Genomic DNA, 23,713 nt, shown 5'->3' with positions numbered 1-23,713 from the left:
GACGAGCTCCATTGCGGCTCGGCATCGCCGGCCGGGCCGGACAGCGCCTTCAGGCGGTTGCGGGTCTTCGCGTCATACAGCTGCCACGAGCCGTTCAGTGCGTAGACGATGTACTTGGAGCTGTCCGAGTTGAACGCTTGGCGGCGTGCATAGTCGTTGCGGGTGAAGCCCGACACACCATCCGCCGTGTGGTCCGTGGAGCGCACGACGCAGGTCTTGTAGGTCGGGTCGGCGAACGACACGCCCTTGGCAGGCTTCGCAAGCGACGGCACCAGGTCGGTGGCCAGCGTGCTCAACAGCGAGAACGTGTTGGCGTAGAACGACGAGCAGGCCGGGCTCAAGGCCGATGCGGTGGCAGGCGCAGGCGCCGGTGCTTCCACGGCAGGTGCGGGCGCCGGGACCGGCGCTGGCGTGGGTGCAGGCGCCGGTGCGGGCGCAGGGGCCGGTGCGGGCGTTGGTGCGGGCGTCGGAGCCGGGGTCGGTGCGGGCGTGGGGGCCGGGGCCGGCGCCGTCGTGGACGACGTGGCGGTGATCGTGGTCTGGATGCGGGTCTTGTTGCCGGCGGCGTCGAATGCAGCGACGTAGATCAGGTTCGTGCCCAGGGCGACCGGGATGCGGTCGACGCTCCAGGACGCCACCGTGGTGATGCCGCTCAACGAAGCGTAGCCGATCTGGCCAGTGCGGGTGTTGTGCCACACGACACGCTTGATCGCGACGTTGTCGCTGGCCCAGCCGGTCAGCGAGCGGGTCTTGTTGGCAACGACCCAGTCGCCACCGCTGATGCGAATATTCGGGAACGTGGCGTCCGTGGAACGGGCCAGGATCTGCACCGACGGGCCATTGCCTTCGGCGGCTTCGGCGGCGTCGAACGCGGCCACGAGCGCCTTGTCGATCGCCTCTTCTTCAGCGGTAGCGGCGTCAGCGGGAGTGACCGCGGCCGTCGAACCCTGCGCGTCGGAAGAGGCGGCACCGCCGCCTCCGCAAGCAGTCAGCGCCACCAGCAGGACGCTTTCGAAGACTGCCGTCAGGGCGAACTTGGAATCCAGTTTCATTTCCACTCTCCGTCGATCTAACAATTAACAGGAGACCGTCCCCCACGGGGCGCAGGTCGAGCTGGCTGTGCTTACGGGGAACCGACGGGATCGGTGATACGCAGAGCGTGGGTCGCAAGGCACGGGCCGGTCGATGGTTGCCAGACGACGTCTGGGCGTTGCGGCATCTCCCGGCGGGTACTGCACGGGCCGAAGAATAGGGGCCCCTCGCGGGCAATCCGTAACGAGACCGGAGGAGCCTGTAACAGCGGCGGCGAGGATGCGTTGCAACGCCCTTGACGAGCAACCGCAAGAGTCTCTTGCCAGGCCACGCGTCGACCTTGTCGCCCGGTGCGCCTGTTTTTGAGGCGCGCCACGCGCAAAGCCCTGTCGCTACTGGGTTTTCCCGGGTGAACCGGAGAAGCTGACGTGCGCAGGATCACGGGCACTGCGTGTCCTTGTCAGCGAAGAGGCCGTCCCCCGGCCCACAGGGGTGCATGATTTGGGGGCCGGGCGTAAATTTCCGCCCCCAAAATTTCGATACATTGGCTTTACCTTTAAACACAATTCAGCGCGCAATTCGCCGCTTTGTGGATTGAGCCATCCGGCGGGCGTGCATCGCCCAGAAAAAAAGGCCCCGCGATGCGGGGCCTTTCAGCATCCAGACGGGTGGCTGCCACCCGTTGTGTCTCGACTGCCTACTTCACGGCGTCAGCCGGGATTTCGATCATGTAGGCATCGATGTCCGTGTCCGAGCTGCTGTTCCAGTTCGAGTTGAACAGCACCTTCGTGAAGTCGCGGTTCACCGAGGCGTGCGGTTCCGTCCAGTAGCCGTTCTCGACAGCGTGGTGGAAGGCCAGGTTGTAGATCTTCGGCGAAGCCTTCAGCTGCACCGCGAAGATCTTCTTGTGCAGCCACTGCGTGCCGCCGTAGTCACCGTAGGTCGACAGAACCACCCATCCCGGCTTGTTGAAGCCCTTGCCCGAGATGTGCAGCGCCGTGGCCGAGCCCGACACGTAGGTAGAGAACAGCGCGGTGCGCTCGCCGGTGCGCAGGTTCACCATGAACACGTCGCCCTTGTCCGACTGGTAGTCGACCGACACGTAGGCGTCGTCGCCGTTGGCGTCGATGGCCAGGTCCGAGTGCTCGGACTTCTGCAGCAGCTTGCGGCTGGAGCTGAAGTCACGGGCATACGCCACCGTGCCGGCTCATGCTCACGTGGTCAGGACGTTCGCCGTTCGTGTTCATCGAACCCAGGATCGTGTTCGTGTCGCGGTCCCAGGTGAACACACCCACGCTGCCCCACTCGGCGTTGTCGACCATGAAGCACCAGTAGCGACCGTCCTTCGACGGCGAACCCTCGGACTTCGTCCATGCCGCGTTGGCGGTGGGCCAGATCGCTTTCACGCGAGCCGAAAAATCACCCAGCGTGCGGGTGACACCCGTGGAGACCGTCAGCTCGTTGAGCTTCATGCCCACGCCGTTGGTCGGGATGTAGTACAGCACGTCCGGGTTGGACGAACTCCATTGCGGCTCGGCATCACCGGCCGGGCCGGCCAAGGCCTTGACCCGCGCGCGCGTGACCGCGTCGTAGAGGTGCCACGACCCGTCGAGCGCATACACGATGAACTTGGAGCTGTCCGAGTTGAACGCCTGGCGGCGTGCGTAGTCGTTGCGAGTGAAGCCCGACACACCGTCCGCGGTGTGGTTGGTGGACCGCACGACGCAGGTCTTGTAGGTGGGTTCCAGGAACGCCGTGCCCTTGGCCGGCTTGCCCAGCGAGGGCAACACGTCGAGCGACAGCAAGCTCGACAGCAGGAAATCCGCTGCGTAGAAACCGGTGGCACACGCCGACTTGGTCAATGCCAACGACGGGTTCGACGACGTGGCGGTGTCGCCACCTGCATTGGAGCCCCCGGACGCCGTGTCATCTTGCGACGAGGCGGCACTGCCGCCCCCGCCGCCGCAGCCGGAGAGACCCACAACCGCAGCAAAGACAGCGGCAAGCAAGTGCTTTTTCTGCATGTTGACTCAATTCGAAACGTGCGAGGAAAGAGAGGCCCGTCACAGCGCATCGGTAATGCGTGCACGAGGCATGGCCGCGGATTGTAAAAGGAGGGGCGCCTCGGGCGATGCGAAAGCGTGACAAACAGAACGCCAACAACCGCACGATGTGCCCGCGCCTGTGCAAGGCGGAGGTGTCTCAGGCGTACATGGACGGCCTGGCCCGCTTGCCGGCGGCCGGGGCGGCTTCTTTCACCGCCAGTTCCTTCTGCAGCGTGCCGTACCGGGCGACCAATGCGGCCAGGATCCAGAAGTTGCCCATCACATCCCCGTCGAAGAAGCGGCTGCCGTAGATGTTGCCCATCGCGACAGCCACGACCGACACGGTGAACCCCACGCCCAGCACCTTCGCTTCCACGGAACCGTTGATCCGTTCGGTGCGGCGGCCGAGGAAGAACATGCTGCCCAGCATGATGAGCAGCGCCACCGGTCCGAGCAACCCGGCCTCGGTGGTGATCAGCACGTAGTTGTTGTGCGCGTCCATGTTCTTGTAGCGCGGCGCGTACGTGCCGATTTCCCGTTTGAAGTGGTTCAGGCCGATGCCCCAGGGGCGCTCGCTGATCAACTCGCCGGCCGCCGCCCAGATGATGAAGCGGCTCTCGGTGCTCTCGTCGTACTTGCCCTCCCCCGCCCCCCCCTCGGCGGCGGCTGAGGCGGCGGGAGGCGCCTCCTTCTGCTCGGTGCTCATGATGCGTTCCACCACCGTGTCTGGCGCCCACGACTCGAAGTTCAGCAGCACGACCGCGATGATCACCGCGATGAACCAGTTCTTCTTCAAGGTCAGGAACATCGCGAGCGCTGCGAGGATGAAATAGGTCTGGCGCGAGTACGTGAAGAACACGACGAACACCCCGAGGGCCAGGCAGGCGTACGCCACCGCGCGCACCTTTCCGCTGTCGCGGTAGAAGAGGCCCACCGCGGCGAACAGCGGCAGGAAGATCGCGAAAAACACGGCGGCACGGTTGGCGTTGGACACCCCCCAGCCGAACGGCGCCGACACCCGGCGCGTCTCGTTGTACGAGGCGATGCCGTAGTCGAGTGCCTGCCTCAGGCCCTGGATGGACGCGACGAACGTCACGAACAGGATCACCGCGAACAGCAGGCGGATGGTCTTCACGTCCTGCACGGCCCGGTAGTACAGGAAATACAGCAGCATGAAGAAGATCATGTTCTTCAGGGCCGTGACATCCTCCATCAGCAACGAAGCGTCGTACATCTGCCCGATCAGGAACGAGAGCGCCAACACGAAGAAGGTGAAGTAGAACCCGCCCCTCAACGGCGCTGGCGTGGGCGTGTGGATCTGGCGCTTGGCCAGCAGGAACCACGTCCACAGGAACATCACGTTGACGATGTTCAACCCCTTGATCGAGAACTCGACGGGGAACTGGGTCTGGTTCGGGATGTAGACGATCATGCCGACCAGCAGCATCTGCAGCAGGTCGAAGCGCGATTTCCGCACGGGTGCGGGCCCGCGTGCGCCGGCACCCTGCAGGTCAACTCTTTCCATGCGTCCCGGTGCGTTGGATCACGGACACCAGGGCCCGCTTCAGGTCGGCCACCGAGGTGTCGGGCATGCCCACCCGCGCGAGGGTGAAGATGTCGCTGTTCGGGTGGTTGACGCCACTGATGGTGGACACCGCATAGTCGAAACCCGATTCGCGCGCCGCAGCCTCGGTGTCGGCATTCTTCCAGCCGGCCGGGTAGGCGAACCCCTTGATCGGGGCATCGCACAGGGTTTCGAGCACCTGCCGCGATGTCTGCATTTCCCGGCGCACCACCGCCGGCGTTTCCAGGTTCAGGTTCGAGTGCCGCACCGAATGGGCACCGATCTCGATGCCGGCCTGATGCATGGCGAGCACCTGCCTGGAATCCATGCGGCGGGCCACCGGGGCCACACGCCGCACGGCCGGCATGGCGCGCTCCATCCGCGCCAGCACCTCGAGCATGGTGTCGTGCGGCAGCGTCCACAGCGCATCGAGCACGCGCGTCACGGTCTCGGCCCGCTTCCAAGGACCCAGCGACAACGGCTCCCCGGACAGGGGAATGCCGAGTTCGGCCGGCAGCAACAGTTCCTCGCCGGTGGCATCGAGGGTGTGGATGACACGGTCCCACCACAGCGGGGTATCGTCGTCCAGGCCTCCGGTGGGCACGAACAGCGCAGCATCCATCTCGAACGACTTCAACACGGGCAACGCGACCGTGTAGTTGTCCAGGTAGCCATCGTCGAACGTGATCGAGAGCGCGCGGTCGGGCAACGGTTCGCCGCGCGCCAGCCGCCGAACGGCCTCGGACATGCCGATGGGCGAGAAGCGGCGCCGGAAATAGGCGAGCTGTTCGCGGAAGTGGCGGCGGGTCACGCACATGCCCAGCTCGAACGGGTCTGCCGCCGCGTCGTCGATGACCCGGTGGTACATCACGATCGTCCAACTGCTGGCGGGCATCTTGCGCAGTTGACGGTCGTAGATGCCCAGCCCGTCGAGGACAGGCGAAGCGAACTGCTTGAGCAGAGACTTCACTTGGCTGGCAAACACGGTCAATACCTTCACGCGGTCAGGAGAAGACCACCTGCTTGGTGGCGGCCGGCTGCAGAAAGCGCTTCGCCCACATCTCGTACGTCAGCAACAGCCAGAGCTGCTCGCTGTAGTCGTGGGTTCCCGCCAGGTGCGCGTCGACACACCGGCGCACACCCTGTTCGTTGAAAATGCCGCGTTCGCGGAAACTGCGGTCCGACAAGGTGTCGAACATCAACTCTTTCAGGTCGTGGCGCAACCACTTGGCCACGGGGATCGCGAACCCCTGCTTTCGCTTTTGCATCACCGACGCGGGCAGCAGCTGCTTCGCGGCCTGCTTCAGCAGGTACTTGCCGGTCTGGTCGCGCAGCTTGTATTCGAACGGAATGCGCGCCGAAAAGTCGATCAACTCGTGGTCCAGCAGCGGCGCGCGCGACTCGATGGACGTGGCCATCGTCATGCGGTCCACCTTGACCATGATGTCGTCGGTCAGGTACGTGGCCATGTCACCCGCCAGGATGCGCTCCATCTCGGACGCGATGTCGGGCCGGTCGAAGTGGTGGCGCACACGGGCGAACGGGTCCATGTCGCCCACCTCGGGCTTGAGGAGCATCGCCAGGTCGTCGCTGGTATTCAGTGCCACGCCCGACAGGTAGCGGTCCGGGAACGGCTGGCTCAGGCGCTGGCCCACGCGGCCCAGCCGGAAACCACGGTGACCCGGCACCAGGGCACCGGCCGCGCGCAGCAGCGGCCCGGCCAGGCCCAGTGAGCGGCGGCGCAGGCGCTCGAGCCGGTCGTACTTGCGGTAGCGTTCGTACCCCGCGAACAGCTCGTCGCCGCCGTCACCGGACAGCACCATCTTCACGTGGCCGGCCGCGAGCTTCGAGACCAGGTACGTGGGGATGGACGACGAATCGCCGAACGGTTCGTCGAAGTACCAGACCAGGTCCTTCAGCATCGTGACCGCATCGGCCTCGACGATGAGCTCGTGGTGTTCGGAGCCGATGTGATCCGCCACGGCCCGGGCGTCGGGCAGTTCGTTGAAAGCCGCTTCCTTGAAGCCGATGGTGAAGGTCTTCACCGGAGCGCTCAGGTTGCGCGCCATCAGCACCGCCACCACGCTGGAATCGATGCCGCCACTCAGGAACGCGCCGAACGGCACGTCGCTCACGAGGCGCACCTTGACGGCGTCTTCCAGCTTCTCGATCAGGCGTTGCGTGAGCGTGGCTTCGTCGAGATCCCACTTGGGCTCGAACACCGGGGTCCAGTAGCGGCGGAGGGACGTCTTGCCACCCTGCACCACCATGCAGTGGGCCGGCGGGAGCTTGAAGACATTCTCGTAGATGGTGGCCGGTTCGGGCACGTAGCCCATCGCGAAGTAGTCCTGCGTGGCCGTGTTGGACACGCGGGACTCGAACCCCGGCACCGCGAACAGGCACTTCAGCTCGGACGCGAACGCCAGCACGCCGTCGCGCGTGGTGGTGTAGTACAGCGGCTTCTTGCCCAGGCGGTCGCGGGCCAGCACCAGTTTGTCCTGGCGGAGGTCGAGGATGGCAATGCCGAACATGCCGCGGAACTTCGCGAAACACGCCTCGCCATACTCCTCGTAGGCGTGCACGATGCACTCGGTATCGGTGTGCGTGTAGAACGTGTGTCCAAGCGCTTCCAGTTCCTTGCGGAGTTCCCGGAAGTTGTAGATCTCGCCGTTGAACACCACCTGCACCGACCGGTCCTCGTTGTGGATGGGCTGGTGCCCGCCAGCGAGGTCGATGATGCTGAGCCGGCGCATGCCGATCTGCGCACGGTCGTTGCTGTAGGTGCCCTGGTCGTCGGGCCCGCGGTGCACGATGAGCTGACACATCGCGTCCACGATGCCGGGTGCCGGCAACCGCCGCCCTTCAAGGGAGTAGATCCCTGCTATGCCGCACACGGCGTTCCCCTGTTGTGGTTCATCTTGTTGTTCTTCACGTGGCGGGCGTCGTGCCGTAGATGTCGACGAGGCGTCCCACCACGGCCGGGATCGACGCATCGTTGATCACGAGCTTGCGCGCGTTCTGCCCGAGGTTCGCAAGCTGCGCCCCTTCGAGCGCCGCCGCCGATTCGAGGCATGCCGTGAACCGCGCCACGTCGCCCGCCGGGAACAGCCAGCCCGTCTTGCCCGTGACGACGAAATCTTCGGTGCCACTCACCTCGCTGCCGATGACAGGCAGGCCGCTCGCCATGTACTCGAGCAGGGTGTTCGACAGCCCTTCCGCACGCGACGTGAGCAGGCCCACGTCGGCGAGGGACAGGAACCGTTCGACGACCTTGCTGGCACCGGCGAACACGATCTGGTCGGCAATGCCGAGGTCCTTCGCCTGCTGCTCGAGCTGGGCCTTCAACGACCCTGCCCCCACCAGCACCAGCGCCACGGCAGCACTGCCGCGGAACGCCGCGGCCCAGCCGCGCAGCATCAGGTCGAGGTCCTTCTCGGCTTCCAGCCGGCCCACGAACACCCCCACCATGCGGCGGTCCCCGCACAACGCGCGCCGGTCGTCGTCGTTGCGCTGGAGCGCGGTGAAACGCTCGGTGTCCACGGCGTTGGGGATCAGGCGCACCTTCTTCTCGCTGAACCCGCTCTCGATGAGCATGCGGGCGATCTGCGAACTGGTGGCCTGGTAATACGTGGCCCAGCGCATCGCCTTCTTCTTGAGCCACGTGTGCAGCGAGGGCTCGGGATCGAGGATGCCGCCCACCATCTCGGTCATGCCGGTGAGCTTGATCAGTACGGGCTTCTTCAGCAGGTGACCCATCACGCTGCACACGGCGGCCATGTTGCCGGCGATGTGCGCGTGGATGAACGTGTACTCGCCGCGCTGGCGGTAGAGCCGCCACGCGAGCTTGCACAGCATGATCGCGGCGCCCACGAGCGGCCATTTCGGGTACGCGATGCGGCGGACCTCGATGCCGTCCACATGGTCGTCCTCGACCTGCGGTCCGTGCCGCACCATCGGAACGATCACCGACACCCCCACGTCTCGCGCCGGGAGGTGCAGGCCCAGCGTGCGGACCTGGCTCTCGGCGCCACCCCCACCCGGGGTGGGGAAGACGCTCTCCATGACCATCAGGACTCTTGTAGGCATATCAGGCAACGTGTGGGTCGATGTACTCACGATGCCAGAGTTCCAACATCAACAGCATGTAGATCTCCGATGCGTGGTCCCAGGCGCCGCGCTCATGGCGGTCGATGAGTCCCTTGACGAAACCCGGCTCGCAATAGCCCCGGCCAATGGCCTTGTCCGACAGCACCACGTCATGCACCATGTCGTGGAAGGCGCCACCCCGGCGCATCCACACGCTCACGGGCAGGCCGAAGCCCTGCTTCTTCTTCTTGCGGATCTCCTCGGGGAGGATCTCCTGCGTGGCCATCTTGAAGAGGAACCGCTTCTCGAGGCCGCGCACCTTGTCGCTCGCCGGCAGGCGGCCCGTGTAGTCGATCAGGTCACGGTCGAGGTACGGGAACACCACCTGCACCCCGGCGAGCTTCGCAGCCCGAACGACCTTGACCACGTCGTTGTCGGCAATGGTCATCTTCAGGTCGAGGTACATCAGGCGATGCAGGTCGGCGTCGGCGTCGGCTTCCTTGAAGATGGCGCGCTGCACGTCGAGCGAATCGTCGCGCTGCAGGCTCGCGCGGAAGCCTTCGCTGAGCAGGCCGTCGAAGTGGTCGGACGCGAACGAGTCATCGCTGTAGAAGCGGTCCGGGTTCGGCATGCTGCCGCGGTTCACGAAGTTCTTCACGCGGTTGGCGAAGCGCGAATCCACGCCCGAGAGGCTCTTGGCCGCGAGCGACCCGAGCCCGCGCACGAGGCCCGGCGCGCGGTAGTAACGTTCGAAGATCTGGTCCTTTCGGTAGCGTTCGTTGCCGCCGAAGATCTCGTCGCCGCCATCACCGCCCACCAGCACGTTGACGCCGTGCGACGCCGCCAGCTCCGCGCAGTAGAACGTGGGGATGGCCGACGAATTGCCGAATGGCTCGTCGTACGCCTGCACCAGGCGCGGGATGATGGCCACGGCGTCCTTCTCGCCCACGCGGCGCTCGTGCGCCTTCAGGCCGAACGCCTGGCTCGCGATGCGCGAGTACGGGAGTTCGTCGTACCCCTCTTCCTCGAACCCGATGGAGAAGCTGTTGACCGGCACGGTGCGGTTGCGCGACAGCATGCTCGCGATGCTGGAGCTGTCGGTGCCGCCGCTCAGGAACGTGCCCCACCCTTCGGTGGTGGCGCTGCCGTAGTGGCTCAGCGTGTCCACCATCTTGTCGCGCAGGCCTTCGGCCTTCTGGCTGTCGGTGCCCTCGATGTCGGACGGATAGCGGGCGTCCCAGTACTTGCGCAGGCTCACCTGGCCGCCCAGCGATTCGAGGCAGTGGCCCGGCGGCAGCTTGAGCGCCCCCTCGATGGCGCTGAACGGCGCCGGCACGTACGAGAAGTTCAGGTAGTGGTAGACGGCCTTCGCAGACACCTTCGGGGCCACGAGGCCGGCACGCACCAGCAGGCGCAGGTCGCTCGCGATGGCGAGGCCGGCCGGGGTGTGGGCGTAATAGAGGGTGCAGCTGCGGAACGCATCGGTGCAGGCCAGCAGGCGGCGGGCGCGTGCGTCCCAGAAGACGTACGAGAAGCGGCCGCGCAGGCGGTCGGCCGACCACTGCTGGTCGCGAAGCCAGGCTTGCAGCGTGGCGCTGCGCACGTCGGCGCCGGCCGGCTGGGTTCCGTTGGGCTCGATGGCCACCCCGAGCCCGCCCACCTCGCCCGACGCGGCCAGGCGCACGTCGCCGCGCAACCACACATGCACGCCGGGTGCGGGCACCTCGTGGCGCACTTCGGCAGACACACCGGGCCAAGGTGCCCAGGCTTTCGGATCGGCCAGGCGTTGCGCCACGGCCGCGCCGTCGGACTCGCCCATCAGTACAAGAAAATCACCCACGGTTCCGGACATGTCTTTTCCCTGTCTGTTCGATGCTCAACGTGGCGTGCCCGCCGAACGGGCCGCCTCGCCATAGTGTTTTTCGTAGGCCTGGACCATGGAGGGGATGCTGAACTCGGTCAACGCCCGTTGCCGTGCCCCCTCCCCCAGCCGCGCGCGGAGCGCGGTGTCCCGGGCCAGCCGTTCCAGTGCCGCGGCGAGTGCCTCGACATCGCCCACGTCGAACAGGAGGCCGCTCCGGTCGTGTTCGATCAGCTCGACGTTGCCTCCCGCGCGAGACGCCACCACCGGTTTGCCGCCCATCATTCCTTCGAGGATGACATTCGACAATCCCTCACGTAGGGAGGGCAGCACGATGGCGTCCGCCGACTCGATGAGGTCGGGCACGTCGTCTCGCTGCCCCAGCAGGTGTACCACCCCCTGCAAGCCCAGCGCCTCGACGTCCCGCGCGAGCGAGTCGCGCAGCGGACCGTCCCCGGCCAGCGCCACCCGCAGGCCAGGCAGGCGGGCATGCAGTGCGGCGGCGGCCTTCAGCAGCGTGGGGACGTCCTTGTGCACCACCAGGCGGCCCACGAACAGCACCAGCAGGCCACCAGCCGGCACCTCCAGTTCGGTGCGCAGGCTCGGCGTGCCCTGCACCGACTGCACGCCGTTGTAGCTGACGCGGATGGCGTCCGCCGGCAGGCCCATGCGCTCGCAGGCGTACTCTGCCCCCATGCGGGAATTGGCGATGACCCGCTCGGACTGGCCGGACACCCAGCGCTTGATGCGCCAATGCCACCCCGAGTACCACTCGTAGACACCCCGCACCGACGAGATCAGCGCCGGGCGGCGGGCCCGCGGCAGCAGGCGGCGGGCGACGGCCCCCCACAGCTCGCCCGAAAACGCGAAGCACTGCATGACGTCGTAGCGCTCGCGGCGCAGCGTCTGCACGAGGCGCCACACGAACCCGAGGTCGAGCCGGCCGTGTTTTTCCACCTGGATCACCCGCACGCCGGCCCGTTCGAGTTCGCCGACAAAAAACGACGGGTTGCGGAAGAACAGCACCGACGGCTCGAACCGCTCGCGGTCGAGGTGGCGCGCGATGTGCACGATCTGGCGCTGCGTGCCGCCAACTTCCATTTCGTCGGTCAGCAGCAGCACACGGGTCTTGCGGCCCACGGTCATGCCCTCGCCCCCTGGATGGCGCCGAGCAGCTTGCCGGCCTCGGTGGCGATGTCGAACTCACGCTCCACGGTGCGGCGGGCCGCGATGGCCATCTCGCGGGCCGCGGCCGGGTCGGCGATGAGTTGCTCCACGCAATGGGCGAGGCCGCTGGCGTCGCCGGGCTCGGCAAGCAGGCCCGAGCGGCCGTGGTCCACCAATTCGGGGATGCCCGAGACCCGGGTGGAAACCACCGGCAGGCCCACCGCCATGGCCTCCATCAGGGCCACCGGGATGCCATCGCGGTCGCCGCGGGATGTGACCACCGACGGCAGCACGAACATGCTGGCCCGGCCCAGGAACCCGCGCACCTCTTCCTGCTTGCGCGCGCCCAGCAGCGTCACACGGCCCGTGAGGCCGGCGGCGTCGATGCGGCCCTGCAGTTCGTCGCGCAGCGGCCCTTCGCCGATCACGTGGCACTGGAACGGCACCGACCGGCTGGCGAGCAGCTGGCACGCATCGACCAGGTGGCGAAAGCCCTTGATCTCGTCGAGGCGGCCCACGGCCAGGATCAGCCCCGGCTCGCGGCCATCGGGTTCGAACGCGAACCCGGCCGGGCGCACGCCGCAGTGCACGATGCGAAAGCACGCGAGGGCCGACGGCGACACCTTGTCGGCCAGGTAGCGACGGTTGAACTCGGAGATGGTCACGCCGAACGCGGCGGTGCGCATCTTGCCCGCCAGCAGGTGGTCTTCGAGGAAGATGTCGTGCGCGTGGGCGGTAAAGCTGTAGGGGGTTCCGAGCCGGCGCGAGGCCAGCATGGCCGACGTGGACGGGTACGTGGCCCAGTGGGCGTGCAGGTGGTCCGGCCTCAGGGCCCGCAGCGCGGGCAGCAGCGCCAGCGTGCGCCACCACACCACCACCGTCTTGCCGAGCGCCTCCGGATGCGCGCCCAGGCCCCGCACCATCGACCCGAGCGACAGCAGCTCACGCCACGGGTGCCGCAGACACTCGCCCAGCGCACCGAGCGCCGCCTTCCAGCCGGTGGCCGGGTACACGACGCGGTCCAGCAGCGCCTGGGCGTCGGACTGCACCAGCTTCTCCACCGGGTGCTTGAGCGACACGATGCGCACGTCCACGCCCAGGCGGATCAACTCGTCGATCTCGCGCACGATGAACGTCTCGGACCAGCAGGGGAACAGTGACGTGAAATAAATGACTCGCATCTTCGGGGCGCGCGATCAGGGTTGGCCCTTGCGGCTGTCGCCGGCAACGGGGGTGTGCGACTGCCACAGGTGGCCTTCGCGGTTGGAGAGGAATTGCACGAGGCCCAGCACCGCGTAGCCATTGAGCAGCACGAAGGCCGATGCGATCTTGGTAAGGCGCCACGCGGCCACGGCCGGCACCGCCCGGCCCGCGAGCGGCAGCGCATACCCGGCCAGCTGCGCCGCAAGGAACACCGCGTAGGCGCCGCCCCGCGCCGCGAGCACCAGGTTCGCCAGCAGCAGCGTGGCCATCGCAAACGGGGCCAAGAGGCGCAACACCTTGTGCGACACGAACTGCACGAAGATCGGGTTGGCGAACGGCACCAGCAGCCACGGCATCATGGCCATCAGCTGGTAGTTGCCGGCCAGCGTGCGCACCTTGCGCGTCTGCTCCTGGGCAGGCGACTTCGATGCCTGGTCGTATGCATGCGCCCGGCCGTCGAAGATGGCCCGGTAGCCCGCGCGCACGGCCTGCATGGGGATGGCCACGTCGTCGAGGATGGTGCGCTCGGAGATGGGCTGGAAACACACACGCCGGAGTGCGTAGAGCGCCCCGGTCACGCCAGGCGCCGAATGCACGAGGCCCTCGCGCTGGCGGATGAACTTCTCATAGCGCCAGTACGCGTCCACGCCCTCACCGAACGGTGTCATGTCGTCACGCACCAGCATCAACTCGCCGCTGACCGCGCCGATCGTGGGGTCGGCGAGGTTCTCGAGCAGGCAGCGCACGGCCTCCGGGTTGAGCATCTGCCGCGCGTCGGTCAGCACCACCACCTCCTCGGTGCAGGCGGCGATGGCGTCGTTCAGGCACGCGGCCTTGCCGCGGCGGCTGGCAAACGGCAGCACCGTGACGTTGCGGTGGCCAAGCGATTCGACCAACGCAACGGTGTTGTCGGTGGAACCGTCCGATGCGATCACGATCCGCAGCCGGTCGGCCGGATAGTCCTGCGCCAGGCAGGTGGCGATCTTGCGTTCGACACGACTGGCCTCGTTGTGCACCACCACCACGATGGCGACGGCCGGCTCGAACGGCGCCCGTTTCACCGGGCGGGGGAACACGCGCGCCCAGAGGGCCACCGCCACGGGGTAGCCCACGTACGTGTAGGCGAGCAGCGCCAGCGAGAACCAGAAGATGAAATGAACCACGCCGGGACCCCTCAGGCGGCGCTGCGCAGCAGGCGGCCGCGCAGGCGTTCGTAGGCCTGGTTGCCCAGCAGGCGCTTGGCCGACGTCAGCACGGCGTAGCGGGTACGGCGATTGGTGATCTCCCACCAGTCCTGCCGCAGCCAGCGGGCGAGTTGTTCGTCGGACGTGCCGTGAAGCACCGCCAGGCGGGGCACGTCCCACGCCCCGTCGGCGGTGTGCCAAAGACCCACCCGCGACGAACACACGGCGGTGTAGCCGGCGCGCGCAGCCACCTCGCGCAGGTTCGGCGCCACGCGGCCTCCGGGCGGCGCGAACAGCGTCACCGGCTGGCCCACGTTGTCCTCGATGGCCTTTTTCGAGTCGCGCACCTGGGCCTCCACTTCCTGCGGGCTGAGGTCGTCGAGGTAGTAGTGGTTGTAGCCGTGGGACTGGATCGACATGCCGGCGGCGGCCATGTCGCGCAACGCGCTCCACCCGAGGTAGTGGGCCGCGCCCACCTGCGACGGGTTGACAAAGAAGTCGGCGCTGCCACCGTCGCGGGCGATCAGCTCGGCGGCGGGCCCATTGCTCGCGTGGCCGTCGTCGAACGTGAACGCGACACCCCGCGCAGCGGTGGCGGGATCGCGGAGCAGGTCCGCAACGCTGCTGACCCGCAGGCCGGCCTGCTTCGCGAGCGCCAGGTGCGCGGCGAACTGCCGGCCCGAGACGGCGTAATGCGCATCCGCGCCTGCGCAGGCACCGCGTTCGTCGCCGACGCCGTGGTACATCAAGACCGTGACGGTGTGATTCATGGTGTCATGACCTCTTTTCTTCGCCGCTCACCAGCCCAGCTTGCCCCGCACGATCCCGACACCCTGGCGGGCATCGCGATCGAGGGCCAGGGTCAGGGCCGAATAGATGATGAGGCCCGCGACCATGCGTGCCAACATCGTGTTCAGGTTGTCGTGGAAATCGATGCGGATCACCGCGACGTACATCACGGCCGCGATCGCCCCGAACTTCAGTGCCGCCCATCCCGGCATCGGGAAGGGCAGGCTCCCGCGGCCCAGCGTGGCCCCGACCGCCATCAGCAGCAGGTAGCTGATGAACGTGGCCACGCCCGCGCCAATCAGGCCGAGCTTCGGGATCAGCAGGAAGTTCAGCCCGATGTTGAGCACCGCGCTCAGGAACACCAGCAGCATGATGGTCTTCGTGCGCTTCTGGATGTACAGGCCCGCGCCGGTGATGATGAGCACCGACTCGATGGCCATGCCGGCCATCACGTACGGAATCACGGCGGCGCCGCTGCGGTACTTCTCGGACGCGAGAAAGCTCAGCAATTCACCGCCGATGGCCGCAAGACCGGCAATCACGAGCATCGCGGCCATGATGTAGACGCGCATGAAGCGGCCCAGGAACTCGGAGGTGATCTGCGGGCCGTCCTGCTCCCAATACCGCATGTACATGGGCTGTGCGGCCGCCACCAGCGAACCGAACAACATCGACTTGATGTAGTCGCACATGTTGTAGGCCGCGGAATAGACTCCGAGCGACTCCGCGCCGAGCAGGCTCTGGATGATGTAGCGGTCACCCATCGACAGCACGATCGATGACAACTCGTACCCGATCATCGGGATGCCGAACGCCAGCATCGCGCGGAACAGCGATGGCGAAAACGCCTTCGGCCGAGGCGGGTCGCGGCGGAACATCCAGACGGCCATGGTCACGGTGGCGAGCACCTCGCCGGCGATCGTGGCCGCGTAGAAGCCCCACACGTTGCCTGCCACGTAGAACAGCACGGCGAGCAGCAAGGCAAGTCCCACGTAGCGCCGTGTCACGCTGTAGACCATCAGCGCGCCACTGCGCTCCTGCGCACGCAACTGGTTGACGAGCGCGCTGTCGAACACCCGCACCAGGATCAGCACGGCGGTGAAGAGCATCAGCGGATGCACACGCGGGTCGTCGTTCCACCAGCTGACGGGCACCATGCTGGCGAGGGCCGCCCACAGCAGCGTGGCAATGGCGCCAACGGCGGCCATGCCGTACACCACCGTGGACACGAACGCGTCGTTGCCGACCGCGCGTTTGCCGGCCTGGACCTCGCTGAAGAATCGCAGCGTGGCGTGCTGCATGCCGAGCTTGCCAATGCCCACCAGCAGCGACAGCGCGGTGGCGATCAAGCTCATGAGGCCGTATTCGTCGACGCTCAGGACGCGGGTCAGGATCGGGAACGACACCAAGCCGGCCAGGATCATCAGACCATTGCCGAGCGTGTAGTTCGAAGCGTGCTTCAGCAGGTGACGGAACATGGGGAAACAGGTTGACGGCACCGGCACACGGGATCGCTCCCCGCCGGCCACCGTCCGGGGCATCAGGGCGAGGCTTCTTTGAGGCGAGGACGCCCCACGGCTGCGGGTTCGGGAGACTGCTGCAACCCGGCTTCGACTTGCGAGAGCCAGCCGTCCAGGTGCAGCGCCATCGCCTCGGCGGCCGTGGACGTGGCCGCCGCGGGCGGGGGAGGATTGGTCGTGCTTGTCTCGATGCCCAGGTCCGCGGCCGACAGCGTGATCCACTTCGCATGGCGATCGGTGGACACCGGGGCATTCTCCTCTTCATCGATCAGCAGCATCGGCGTGCCCAGCGCCGTGCCCACCTCGATCAGGTCGTCGGCGGCGTCAGTCAGCAGGCATGACGCCCGCTGCAGGATGCTCAGGCGGGCCGAAAACACCGGCATCGAGGCGAGCGCGATGCCGGACCGCGACAGCACCGAACCGAGGCCCTGCGCGCGAAGGGCGGACTGGGTCTCGCCACACACGAGCCACAGCATGGGGCGGTCGCCGCGCACACGGCTCAGCATCAGCACGAGCTTGCTGAGCAACCGGACCTCGAGCCGCCCCTGGCCCACACGGGCGGTGACGAGCACGTAGCCGTGGCTCAGCCCGTGGTGCGAGATCAGCGCCGACGCCAGCGGACTGGCGGTATTGGCGGCGGCGGCACCGTCCTGGGTCAGGCTGCCGAGCACGTGCACCTGCTCGGCCGCGATGCCGTCCTGGCCGAGGGCCAGTGCTGCCAGGGCGTCGGGGGCATAGAGCACGGCGGCCATGCGGTCGAGCAGGCTCGCGTTCAGGCGCTGCGCCGGGAACATGCGAGACGGGCGTGCGCCGGCCCCCACACGCAGCAGCGGCACGCCGCTGCGCGAGGCCACCAGCGCACAACTCACCACCTCGTCGGACCCTCCGACCGGAACCACCAGGTCGGGCAGGAATTCATCGAGCATGGCTTCGCAGCACACCGAGGCCTCGGCCGCGCGATGGGCGATGCTGCCTTCGGCAATGCCGAAGTGGATCTCCACGGCGGGCAGGCCGGCGATCTCGGCGTAGTTCTCGACCGGCCCCAGCTGCCGGGCGTCAACGGTGGACACCACCACCACGCGCGAGGCCGTCTTGGTGCCCTCCACCGCCGCGGCGAAAAGCGCCGCGTTGAGGTAGCTGGCAGGCGAATCGACGAGGCACAGCACGGTGCGGCGGTAGGCCGCCGCGTCGCGGCGCACGATGCGGTGCAGCGGCGCGCGGCCCGAGGCAACGCTCGCGATGCGCGCCGGCGGGGCCATGGGCAGGCCCACGGCTGCCGTGTCCGGTGCATGCTCACGCTGGACCGGTTGCCGGGCTGCCGCGGCATCGCGCCGGAACGGCGCCTGCACCACGGTGCTTTCGCCCACTTCGGCACGCAACTCACGGTCGATGCGCAGCACATGCGCCTCGGTGATTCCGGTCAGGTCCTCGAGGAACGCCGACAGCAGCAGCCGGTTGCACAAGAGGTTGATGCGCCGCGGAATGCCGCTCGAGAACTGGTGGATCTTCTGGAACGCGCCGAGCTCGAAGCTCGGGTTGCCCTTCCAGCCCACGCGGTTCAGCCGGTGTTCGATGTAGCGGCGCGTTTCATCGGCGTCGAGCGGCCCGAGGTGGCACGACGCGATGACCCGTTGGCGCAGCTGCTCGAGCCGCTGCGATTCCAGCATGCCGCGCAGCTCGGGCTGGCCCACGAGGAAACTCTGCAGCAGCGCCTGTTTGCGCAACTGGAAGTTCGACAGCATGCGCAGTTCCTCGATGGCGTCCATGCTGAGGTTCTGCGCTTCGTCGACCACCAGCAGCGCCCGCTTGTTCTTGATCGCGAGCGTCATGAAAAACGCTTCGAGGGTCGAGATCAGGCTGGCCTTCGACAACGCGCCGGGCTGGTGGGGCACACCGAACGCGGTGAGCATCGCCTGCAGCAGGCCGGTGGCATCGAGCTGGGTGCTCGCGATCTGGGCGGCCTTCACCTGGGTGGAATCGAGGCCCTCGAGCAGCGTGCGCACGAGCGTGGTCTTGCCCGCGCCGATGTCGCCGGTGACCACGATGAACCCCTCGGCCTGGTGGACGCCGTATTGCAGGTACGCGAGCGCGTTGCTGTGCCCCTTGCTCCCGAAGTAGAACGTGGGATCCGGGTTGAGCTGGAACGGCGGGGCACTGAAGCCAAAGTGGGATTCGAACACCGGAGGACCTAGAAGCGGTAGTTGACGCCGAGCGTGGCGCTGTTGGCCGAGGCCGCCTGCGGCCGCGACGCTTCGGTGGTTTCCAGCCGATGGTGCTGCACCGACAGGTTCACGCGCGTCTTCGGCGACAGGGAATGGGTGGTACCCAGCGAGACGACCTGGTCACGCGAATTGCGGCCCAGGTCGACACCGAGGCCGCGGGAATCGTCGACACGGTACGACGCCTCGAAGCCCGACAGCGGCGTGAGCTGCAGGCTCCACGAGACGAGGCCACCCGCCTGGCGGATGTCGCCAGGGGCCAGCGCCAGCACGGGGTCGTCGGACCGCCGCAGCTGGGCCAGCTTGCGGTAGTAGGCCGACACGATGAGCACCGTGCGGCGGCCCATCACGCTCAGCAGCCCGTTGGCGGTGGTGGAGAGCTGCGGGCTGTTCACGCGCAGGCTCACCGGGTCGGTCAGGTTGGCTGGCAGGCCATACGAATTCAGCGCGGCGCGCACGAGGGCCTCGCGCTGGGACTCGGAGTAGCCGCGCGAGCGGTAGATGGCATCGAACTGCTGGGCGATGTTGCCGCTCAGCTGCACGTTGTCGGGTTCGGTCACCGGCTCGCGGCTGCCACCGAGGGTGAAGCCGAAGTTGCGGTGGCGGTGGTTCCACTGCACGTTGAACCCGGTGCCGAAGAAGCGCTTGCGCACCTCCGCCGTCATCACCGAGCGCTCGAGCGGCGCCCAGCGCACGCGGCCACCATAGTCGGCGTCGGTTTCGGTGATGCTGCCGAAGCGGCTGCGTTCGGCCCCGCCGAGCGCCCAGGCGGTGAACTGCGGTGTCACGGCCAGGCCCACCGACAAGCGTGCGCTGTCCAGGCGGATCACGTCTTCGTCGTCTTCCTCGTACCGCAGCGTCTGGTGGCTGCCTTCGATGCCGGCGCCGAGGCGCTCGGGCACCCGTTCGAACTTGGCCTGGGTGTTCTGCGAGTACGTGTTGCCGGAATCGCTGCCCACCTGCTGGCCGGAGCGGCGCGTCCACGTGTTGTCGCTGCGCACGAGCGTGTTCCAGCCGGACGGCCGGCGCTGTTCGATGCGCGGGCTCAGGCGCACGATGCCGGTCTTGACCTGCTCGTCCGACGGCACGTCGGCGGTCTGCACCGAGTACGGCGAGACGGACCGGCGGTCGACGCTGGCCGAGCCGTCGAAGAAGAGCAGGTTGTCCACCACGGTGGCCTGCAGGTCGGCGTTGACGAGCGGCTGGGTGTAGTCGGCGTCGGTGTGCTTGATGTAGCGCACGTGGTCGAGCCCGACCGTGGCGTTCAGGTTCACTTGCGCGCCGCGGCTGCGGAAGTTCAGGCGGGGGCTGACGCCGAGGATGATGTCCTTGCCGGACTCGCGGTCGAGGCGGCCCCGGTCGGTGCCGGTGCCGCGCACGTTGATCTCACCTTCGATGAAGGTGTTGCGCGCTACGGCGGGTGCCGCCAGCGACCTGGGGGCCAGCGGCTGCCCGGGCGGGCCTGCGGAAGGGCCCGGCCCATTGGGGCCGGGCGCGTCGAGCGGCATGTTCGGCTGGCCGGGAGCCGGTGGCGGCTGGGGGGCATCGGCAGGCAACACCGGGGCGGTGCCCGGTTGCCGCATCTCGCCGGCGCCGCGCACACCCTGCGCCTGCACCGAGCAGACGCCCGCGAGCAGCAGGGAGAGCAGCGAACCGCCACGCAAAGCCATACCCAGACGCCCGGCTCCGCCCTTCACGCAGCCCCCTGCATTTCGCTGTACATGGAGTCGCCGCCGTAGCCGTACACGACGCCGTGGTGGGATTCCTTGCTCTTGTTGAGCGCGATCATCACCACCGGGCAGGCCTCGATCTTCGTCATCGCCTGCGAGAACGCAGCCGCCGGTGTGCGGCCCGCCTCGGCGAGCACCACCACCTGGCCGGCCCGGCTGGCCAGCACCTGCGCCTCGCTGGTCATCAGCAGCGGCGGTGCATCGAACACGATGATGCGGTCGGCGTAGCGGGTGGCCAGTTCGTCGAGGAACTCGCCCATGCGGGTGCTGGCCAGCAGTTCCGTGGTGTGCACCATCTTGCTGCCGGCCGGCAGCAGGCTGAACTTGGGCACGTTGGTGCGCAACATCACGTCGGATGGGTCGATCTTTTCGTCCGTGAGCACGTCGAGCAGCCCGCGCCGCGGCGGCATGCCCAGGCGGCTCATCACGGCCGGCTTCAGGATGTCGGCCTCCACCAGCAGCGCCGACGCGTCGAGTTCCATCGCGATGCTGAGCGCGAGGTTCATCGAGAAGAAGGTCTTGCCCTCCCCCGGCAGCGCGCTGGTCACCACGATCAGGTTAGCGTGGTGCACCGGCGCCGCGCCCTTGCCCTGCGCGTTGCGGATCAGCGGGCGCTTGATGGCACGGAACTCCTCGCTGAGCTGGTTGTTCTCGTGCCCGGGCACGAGGTAACCTTGCTGCGCGAGGTTGACCAGGTCGAGGTTGACCAGTTCCGACTGGCGGCCGGTGGGCACACGCACACGCGGCGCCACCGGGGCCCGGGTGTCAGTGGCCACCGGCAGCACTGGCGCGGGAACACCGTCAGTCTGCGCGGCCGCGATGATCGCCTTGTCCTCGATGCTTTCGGTTTCCCAGGGAATGGCGACACCCGCGCGGCGCAGTTCCTCGAGGCGTTTGGCGGCTTGCTGGATGGTGCTCATCGCGTTCTCCTCAAACGACGTACTTGGCGATCATCACCACCCACACCACGTGGGCCACGACGAACACCCCCATCACGCTGGCAAAACGGTACACGTCACGCCGGCGCTGGGCTTGCTGTTCCGGCCCGCGCAGCAGCGACACCGAACCCAGCACGGGGCGCGACGACAGCTGGTGCATGGTGGTCAGCGAATCGACCGTGGGTTTCAGGCGGCCCAGGCCGAACACCGCGGCGCCGGCCATGCCGAGCGCAGCGAACATGGAGAGCACCCCGAGGATCTTGCGGCTCGGGAACACCGGCGACGGTGTCACGCGCGGCGGCTCCACGATCCGGAAGTCGGCCAGGTGGGACGACTCGTCGATCTTCACCCCGAGAGACGCGGCCTCGCGGCGCGACACCAGTTGGTCGTAGTTCTTGCGCACGATGTCGTAGTCGCGGTTCAGCTGCGACAGGTCGGCTTCGACCTGCGGCATGCGGTTGGCCAGCGCGCGCACCTGGTCGAGGCGACCCTGCTGCACCACCAGCTGCGAGCGCAGCGACGCGATGTTGGCCTCGGCCTCGGCCATCGACACCCGCAGGCGCTGGTAAACCGGGTTCGTGGCGGCCGAACCGCGCTTGGCCTTGCCACCGGGCGACTTGGCGTCGCCCTCTTCCTTGATCTGCTTTTCCATCGACGCGATCATGCGGCGCGCGCTGATGACGTCGGGGTGGTCTTCGGTGTAGCGGCGCAGCAACTCGTCGAGCGAGCGGTACTGCGCCTGCAAACGCTGCGCCAGCTCGGACGGGGCGCCCCCAGCGGTGCTGGGCATGGACTCGGGTGGCAGCTGCGGGTCTTCCGAGGCCAGCTCGCGCTTGAGCGCGTCACGCGATTGCTCGGCCGACGCCAGCTGCAGCTTGATCTTCGCCACCTCGTCGGACAGCGAAGCGAGCCGGCTGAAGTGGTCCTGGTTGTTGGCCACGCCGGTCACGCCGAAGTTCTGCAGCTTGAAGTCCTTCAGCCGGTTCTCGGCCTGCACGAGCTTCGCCTCGTAGTCCTTGATCTGTTCCTCGATGAAGCGGCTGGCTTCCGTGGAGTCGCGGCGCTTGGTTTCGGCGCTGGATTCCATGAAGAACGAGACCAGGGCCTCGACCAGGCGCTGCGCCCGGGCAGAATCGCTGTCGCGGTAGGTGATGGCGTACAGGTTGCCGGTCCCGCTGGGCGTCACCTTGATGCGGTCCTTGAGTTGTTCCACGGCGCGGTCGTACTTGGACGTCGGTGGCATGGTCAGCCCGATCTTCGGGTCCTGGTACAACCGCTCGACGTTAGGGCGGGAGATCAGCGTGCGGGCCAGCATGCGCACCTGCTGGTCGATGTCGGGCTGGAACGCGAGACCCGCCATCAGGGGTTTCAGCACGGTCTGGGTGTCCACGTAGATGCGTGCGGAAGCCTCGTACCGGTCCCGGGTGAGCATCAGCGCGCCGGCGAACACGATCGCGAGGCCCCAGGCGATGGACGCGACGATCCAGCGGCGGTCCCACATGCGCCTTGCGTCGTACCGCAACATCGTCAGAAATGCTTCCATGGCCCCTGTCTGGCTAACGTTCAAGAGAAATCAGAAAGCGCACCGCGCCGGAGAATGATGCTCCTGCACGATGACGCCTGCACGCGTCGCGGGACGCTCGCGTGGTGGGATGGCTACGATTTGGCGGTGAGGCCGACCCGCCGGACAGCCGGGGGGTTCCGCCGCCGGAGTTCCCGGCGCGGACAAGGGATCAGAACCAGCTTTGCGGCACGATCACGATGTCGCCCGGCAGCACCGCCACGTTGGCGGAAATGTCGCCACGCTTGAGCAGGTCCTTCAGCCGGACAGAGTACTGCTTGCCCTTCTCGGAACCACGCACCAGCACGGCACCGTTGCCGTCGGCGAAATCGGTCAGGCCACCTGCCTGGATCATGACGTCCAGGACGGTCATGTCCTGGCGATAGGCGACAGCTTGCGGTCGTGCGGCCTCGCCGACGATGCGGATCTGGTCGGAATAGTTGCCCTGGAAGCCGCTCACCACCACGGTGACCACCGGGTCGCGCACGTACTTGGCGAGTACGGTCTCGACTTCACGGGCGAGGTCGACCGGATTGCGGCCGGCAGCCACCAGGTCTTCGACCAGCGGCGTGGCGATGCGGCCATCGGGGCGCACCGTGACGGTGGACGACAGCTCGGGGTTGCGCCACACCACGATGTTCAGTGTGTCGAGCGGGCCGATCTTGTAGCGGTGGTCCACCGAGGCCGCGGACTGCGGTGCCGCGGGGTAACTGCTCAACGACCCGCAGGCCGACAGGACGGCTGCCGACAACAGCAGCCCACACCACACCATCACACGCTTCGCACTCATTCGAATTTCCCTTTGCAATCCAAC

The 23,713-nt window shown here is 67.3% G+C and carries 17 protein-coding genes and 1 pseudogene; all 18 read right to left on the bottom strand.

Annotated features, from left to right (window positions below; translation table 11 throughout):
• Positions 1 to 1,052 (bottom strand): annotated as a pseudogene (locus ASC87_RS31995) (hypothetical protein); the annotation flags it as partial.
• 677 nt (positions 1,053 to 1,729) lie between these two features.
• Positions 1,730 to 2,230, bottom strand: a complete 501-nt coding sequence (locus tag ASC87_RS32775; protein WP_056665852.1) for a hypothetical protein — start codon at positions 2,228 to 2,230, stop codon at positions 1,730 to 1,732.
• Entirely contained in the window at positions 2,214 to 3,056 is an 843-nt protein-coding gene (locus ASC87_RS32770) for a hypothetical protein (RefSeq protein WP_056665848.1), read from the bottom strand. The genes ASC87_RS32775 and ASC87_RS32770 overlap by 17 nt, the downstream gene beginning before the upstream one ends.
• Before the next feature lie 178 nt (positions 3,057 to 3,234).
• Positions 3,235 to 4,602, bottom strand: coding sequence for an O-antigen ligase (locus tag ASC87_RS19300; protein WP_082568768.1), 1,368 nt, complete (start codon positions 4,600 to 4,602; stop codon positions 3,235 to 3,237).
• A complete protein-coding gene (locus ASC87_RS19295) occupies positions 4,589 to 5,626 on the bottom strand; it encodes a polysaccharide deacetylase family protein (protein WP_157604142.1) in 1,038 nt (345 codons plus the stop codon). The genes ASC87_RS19300 and ASC87_RS19295 overlap by 14 nt, the downstream gene beginning before the upstream one ends.
• A 19-nt stretch (positions 5,627 to 5,645) precedes the next feature.
• Positions 5,646 to 7,634 (bottom strand): asparagine synthase (glutamine-hydrolyzing), encoded by a 1,989-nt coding sequence (gene asnB / locus ASC87_RS19290; RefSeq protein ID WP_082568767.1) that lies wholly within the window; start codon positions 7,632 to 7,634, stop codon positions 5,646 to 5,648.
• Positions 7,570 to 8,709: a glycosyltransferase family 4 protein gene (locus ASC87_RS19285; RefSeq protein ID WP_056665834.1), complete on the bottom strand. Its 1,140-nt coding sequence runs from the start codon at positions 8,707 to 8,709 to the stop codon at positions 7,570 to 7,572. Before ASC87_RS19285 ends, asnB begins: the two co-directional genes overlap by 65 nt.
• 19 nt (positions 8,710 to 8,728) lie before the next feature.
• Complete coding sequence (locus ASC87_RS19280) at positions 8,729 to 10,579, bottom strand: asparagine synthetase B (protein WP_082568765.1); 1,851 nt, start codon at positions 10,577 to 10,579, stop codon at positions 8,729 to 8,731.
• 24 nt (positions 10,580 to 10,603) lie between these two features.
• Positions 10,604 to 11,734, bottom strand: a complete 1,131-nt coding sequence (locus ASC87_RS19275) for a glycosyltransferase (RefSeq protein ID WP_056665827.1) — start codon at positions 11,732 to 11,734, stop codon at positions 10,604 to 10,606.
• Positions 11,731 to 12,936 (bottom strand): glycosyltransferase, encoded by a 1,206-nt coding sequence (locus ASC87_RS19270; protein WP_056665823.1) that lies wholly within the window; start codon positions 12,934 to 12,936, stop codon positions 11,731 to 11,733. The genes ASC87_RS19275 and ASC87_RS19270 overlap by 4 nt, the downstream gene beginning before the upstream one ends.
• Positions 12,937 to 12,951: 15 nt before the next feature.
• Positions 12,952 to 14,121 (bottom strand): glycosyltransferase family 2 protein, encoded by a 1,170-nt coding sequence (locus ASC87_RS19265; RefSeq protein WP_056665821.1) that lies wholly within the window; start codon positions 14,119 to 14,121, stop codon positions 12,952 to 12,954.
• An 11-nt stretch (positions 14,122 to 14,132) separates the two neighbouring features.
• On the bottom strand, positions 14,133 to 14,912 hold the full coding sequence (locus ASC87_RS19260; RefSeq protein ID WP_082568763.1) for a polysaccharide deacetylase family protein: 780 nt from the start codon (positions 14,910 to 14,912) through the stop codon (positions 14,133 to 14,135).
• Between the two features lie 27 nt (positions 14,913 to 14,939).
• Positions 14,940 to 16,409 (bottom strand): lipopolysaccharide biosynthesis protein, encoded by a 1,470-nt coding sequence (locus ASC87_RS19255; RefSeq protein ID WP_056665814.1) that lies wholly within the window; start codon positions 16,407 to 16,409, stop codon positions 14,940 to 14,942.
• A 62-nt stretch (positions 16,410 to 16,471) separates the two neighbouring features.
• Positions 16,472 to 18,631, bottom strand: coding sequence for an XrtA/PEP-CTERM system-associated ATPase (locus tag ASC87_RS19250; RefSeq protein ID WP_056665812.1), 2,160 nt, complete (start codon positions 18,629 to 18,631; stop codon positions 16,472 to 16,474).
• Positions 18,632 to 18,639: 8 nt separating this feature from the next.
• Positions 18,640 to 20,340, bottom strand: a complete 1,701-nt coding sequence (locus tag ASC87_RS19245) for a TIGR03016 family PEP-CTERM system-associated outer membrane protein (RefSeq protein WP_056665809.1) — start codon at positions 20,338 to 20,340, stop codon at positions 18,640 to 18,642.
• A 23-nt stretch (positions 20,341 to 20,363) separates the two neighbouring features.
• Complete coding sequence (locus ASC87_RS19240; RefSeq protein ID WP_082568761.1) at positions 20,364 to 21,320, bottom strand: XrtA-associated tyrosine autokinase; 957 nt, start codon at positions 21,318 to 21,320, stop codon at positions 20,364 to 20,366.
• A 10-nt stretch (positions 21,321 to 21,330) separates the two neighbouring features.
• On the bottom strand, positions 21,331 to 22,881 hold the full coding sequence (locus tag ASC87_RS19235) for an XrtA system polysaccharide chain length determinant (protein WP_056665805.1): 1,551 nt from the start codon (positions 22,879 to 22,881) through the stop codon (positions 21,331 to 21,333).
• A 190-nt stretch (positions 22,882 to 23,071) separates the two neighbouring features.
• Positions 23,072 to 23,689 carry an XrtA/PEP-CTERM system exopolysaccharide export protein gene (locus ASC87_RS19230; RefSeq protein ID WP_056665802.1) on the bottom strand — a complete coding sequence of 206 codons (618 nt, stop codon included), beginning with the start codon at positions 23,687 to 23,689 and terminating at the stop codon, positions 23,072 to 23,074.
• Positions 23,690 to 23,713: the final 24 nt, after the last annotated feature.

Origin of the sequence: Rhizobacter sp. Root1221 (assembly GCF_001425785.1) — a bacterium.
Classification (GTDB): domain Bacteria; phylum Pseudomonadota; class Gammaproteobacteria; order Burkholderiales; family Burkholderiaceae_C; genus Rhizobacter.
The sequence above is the reverse complement of the archived record's forward strand: the minus strand, read 5'-3'. Positions and strand labels throughout refer to the sequence as shown.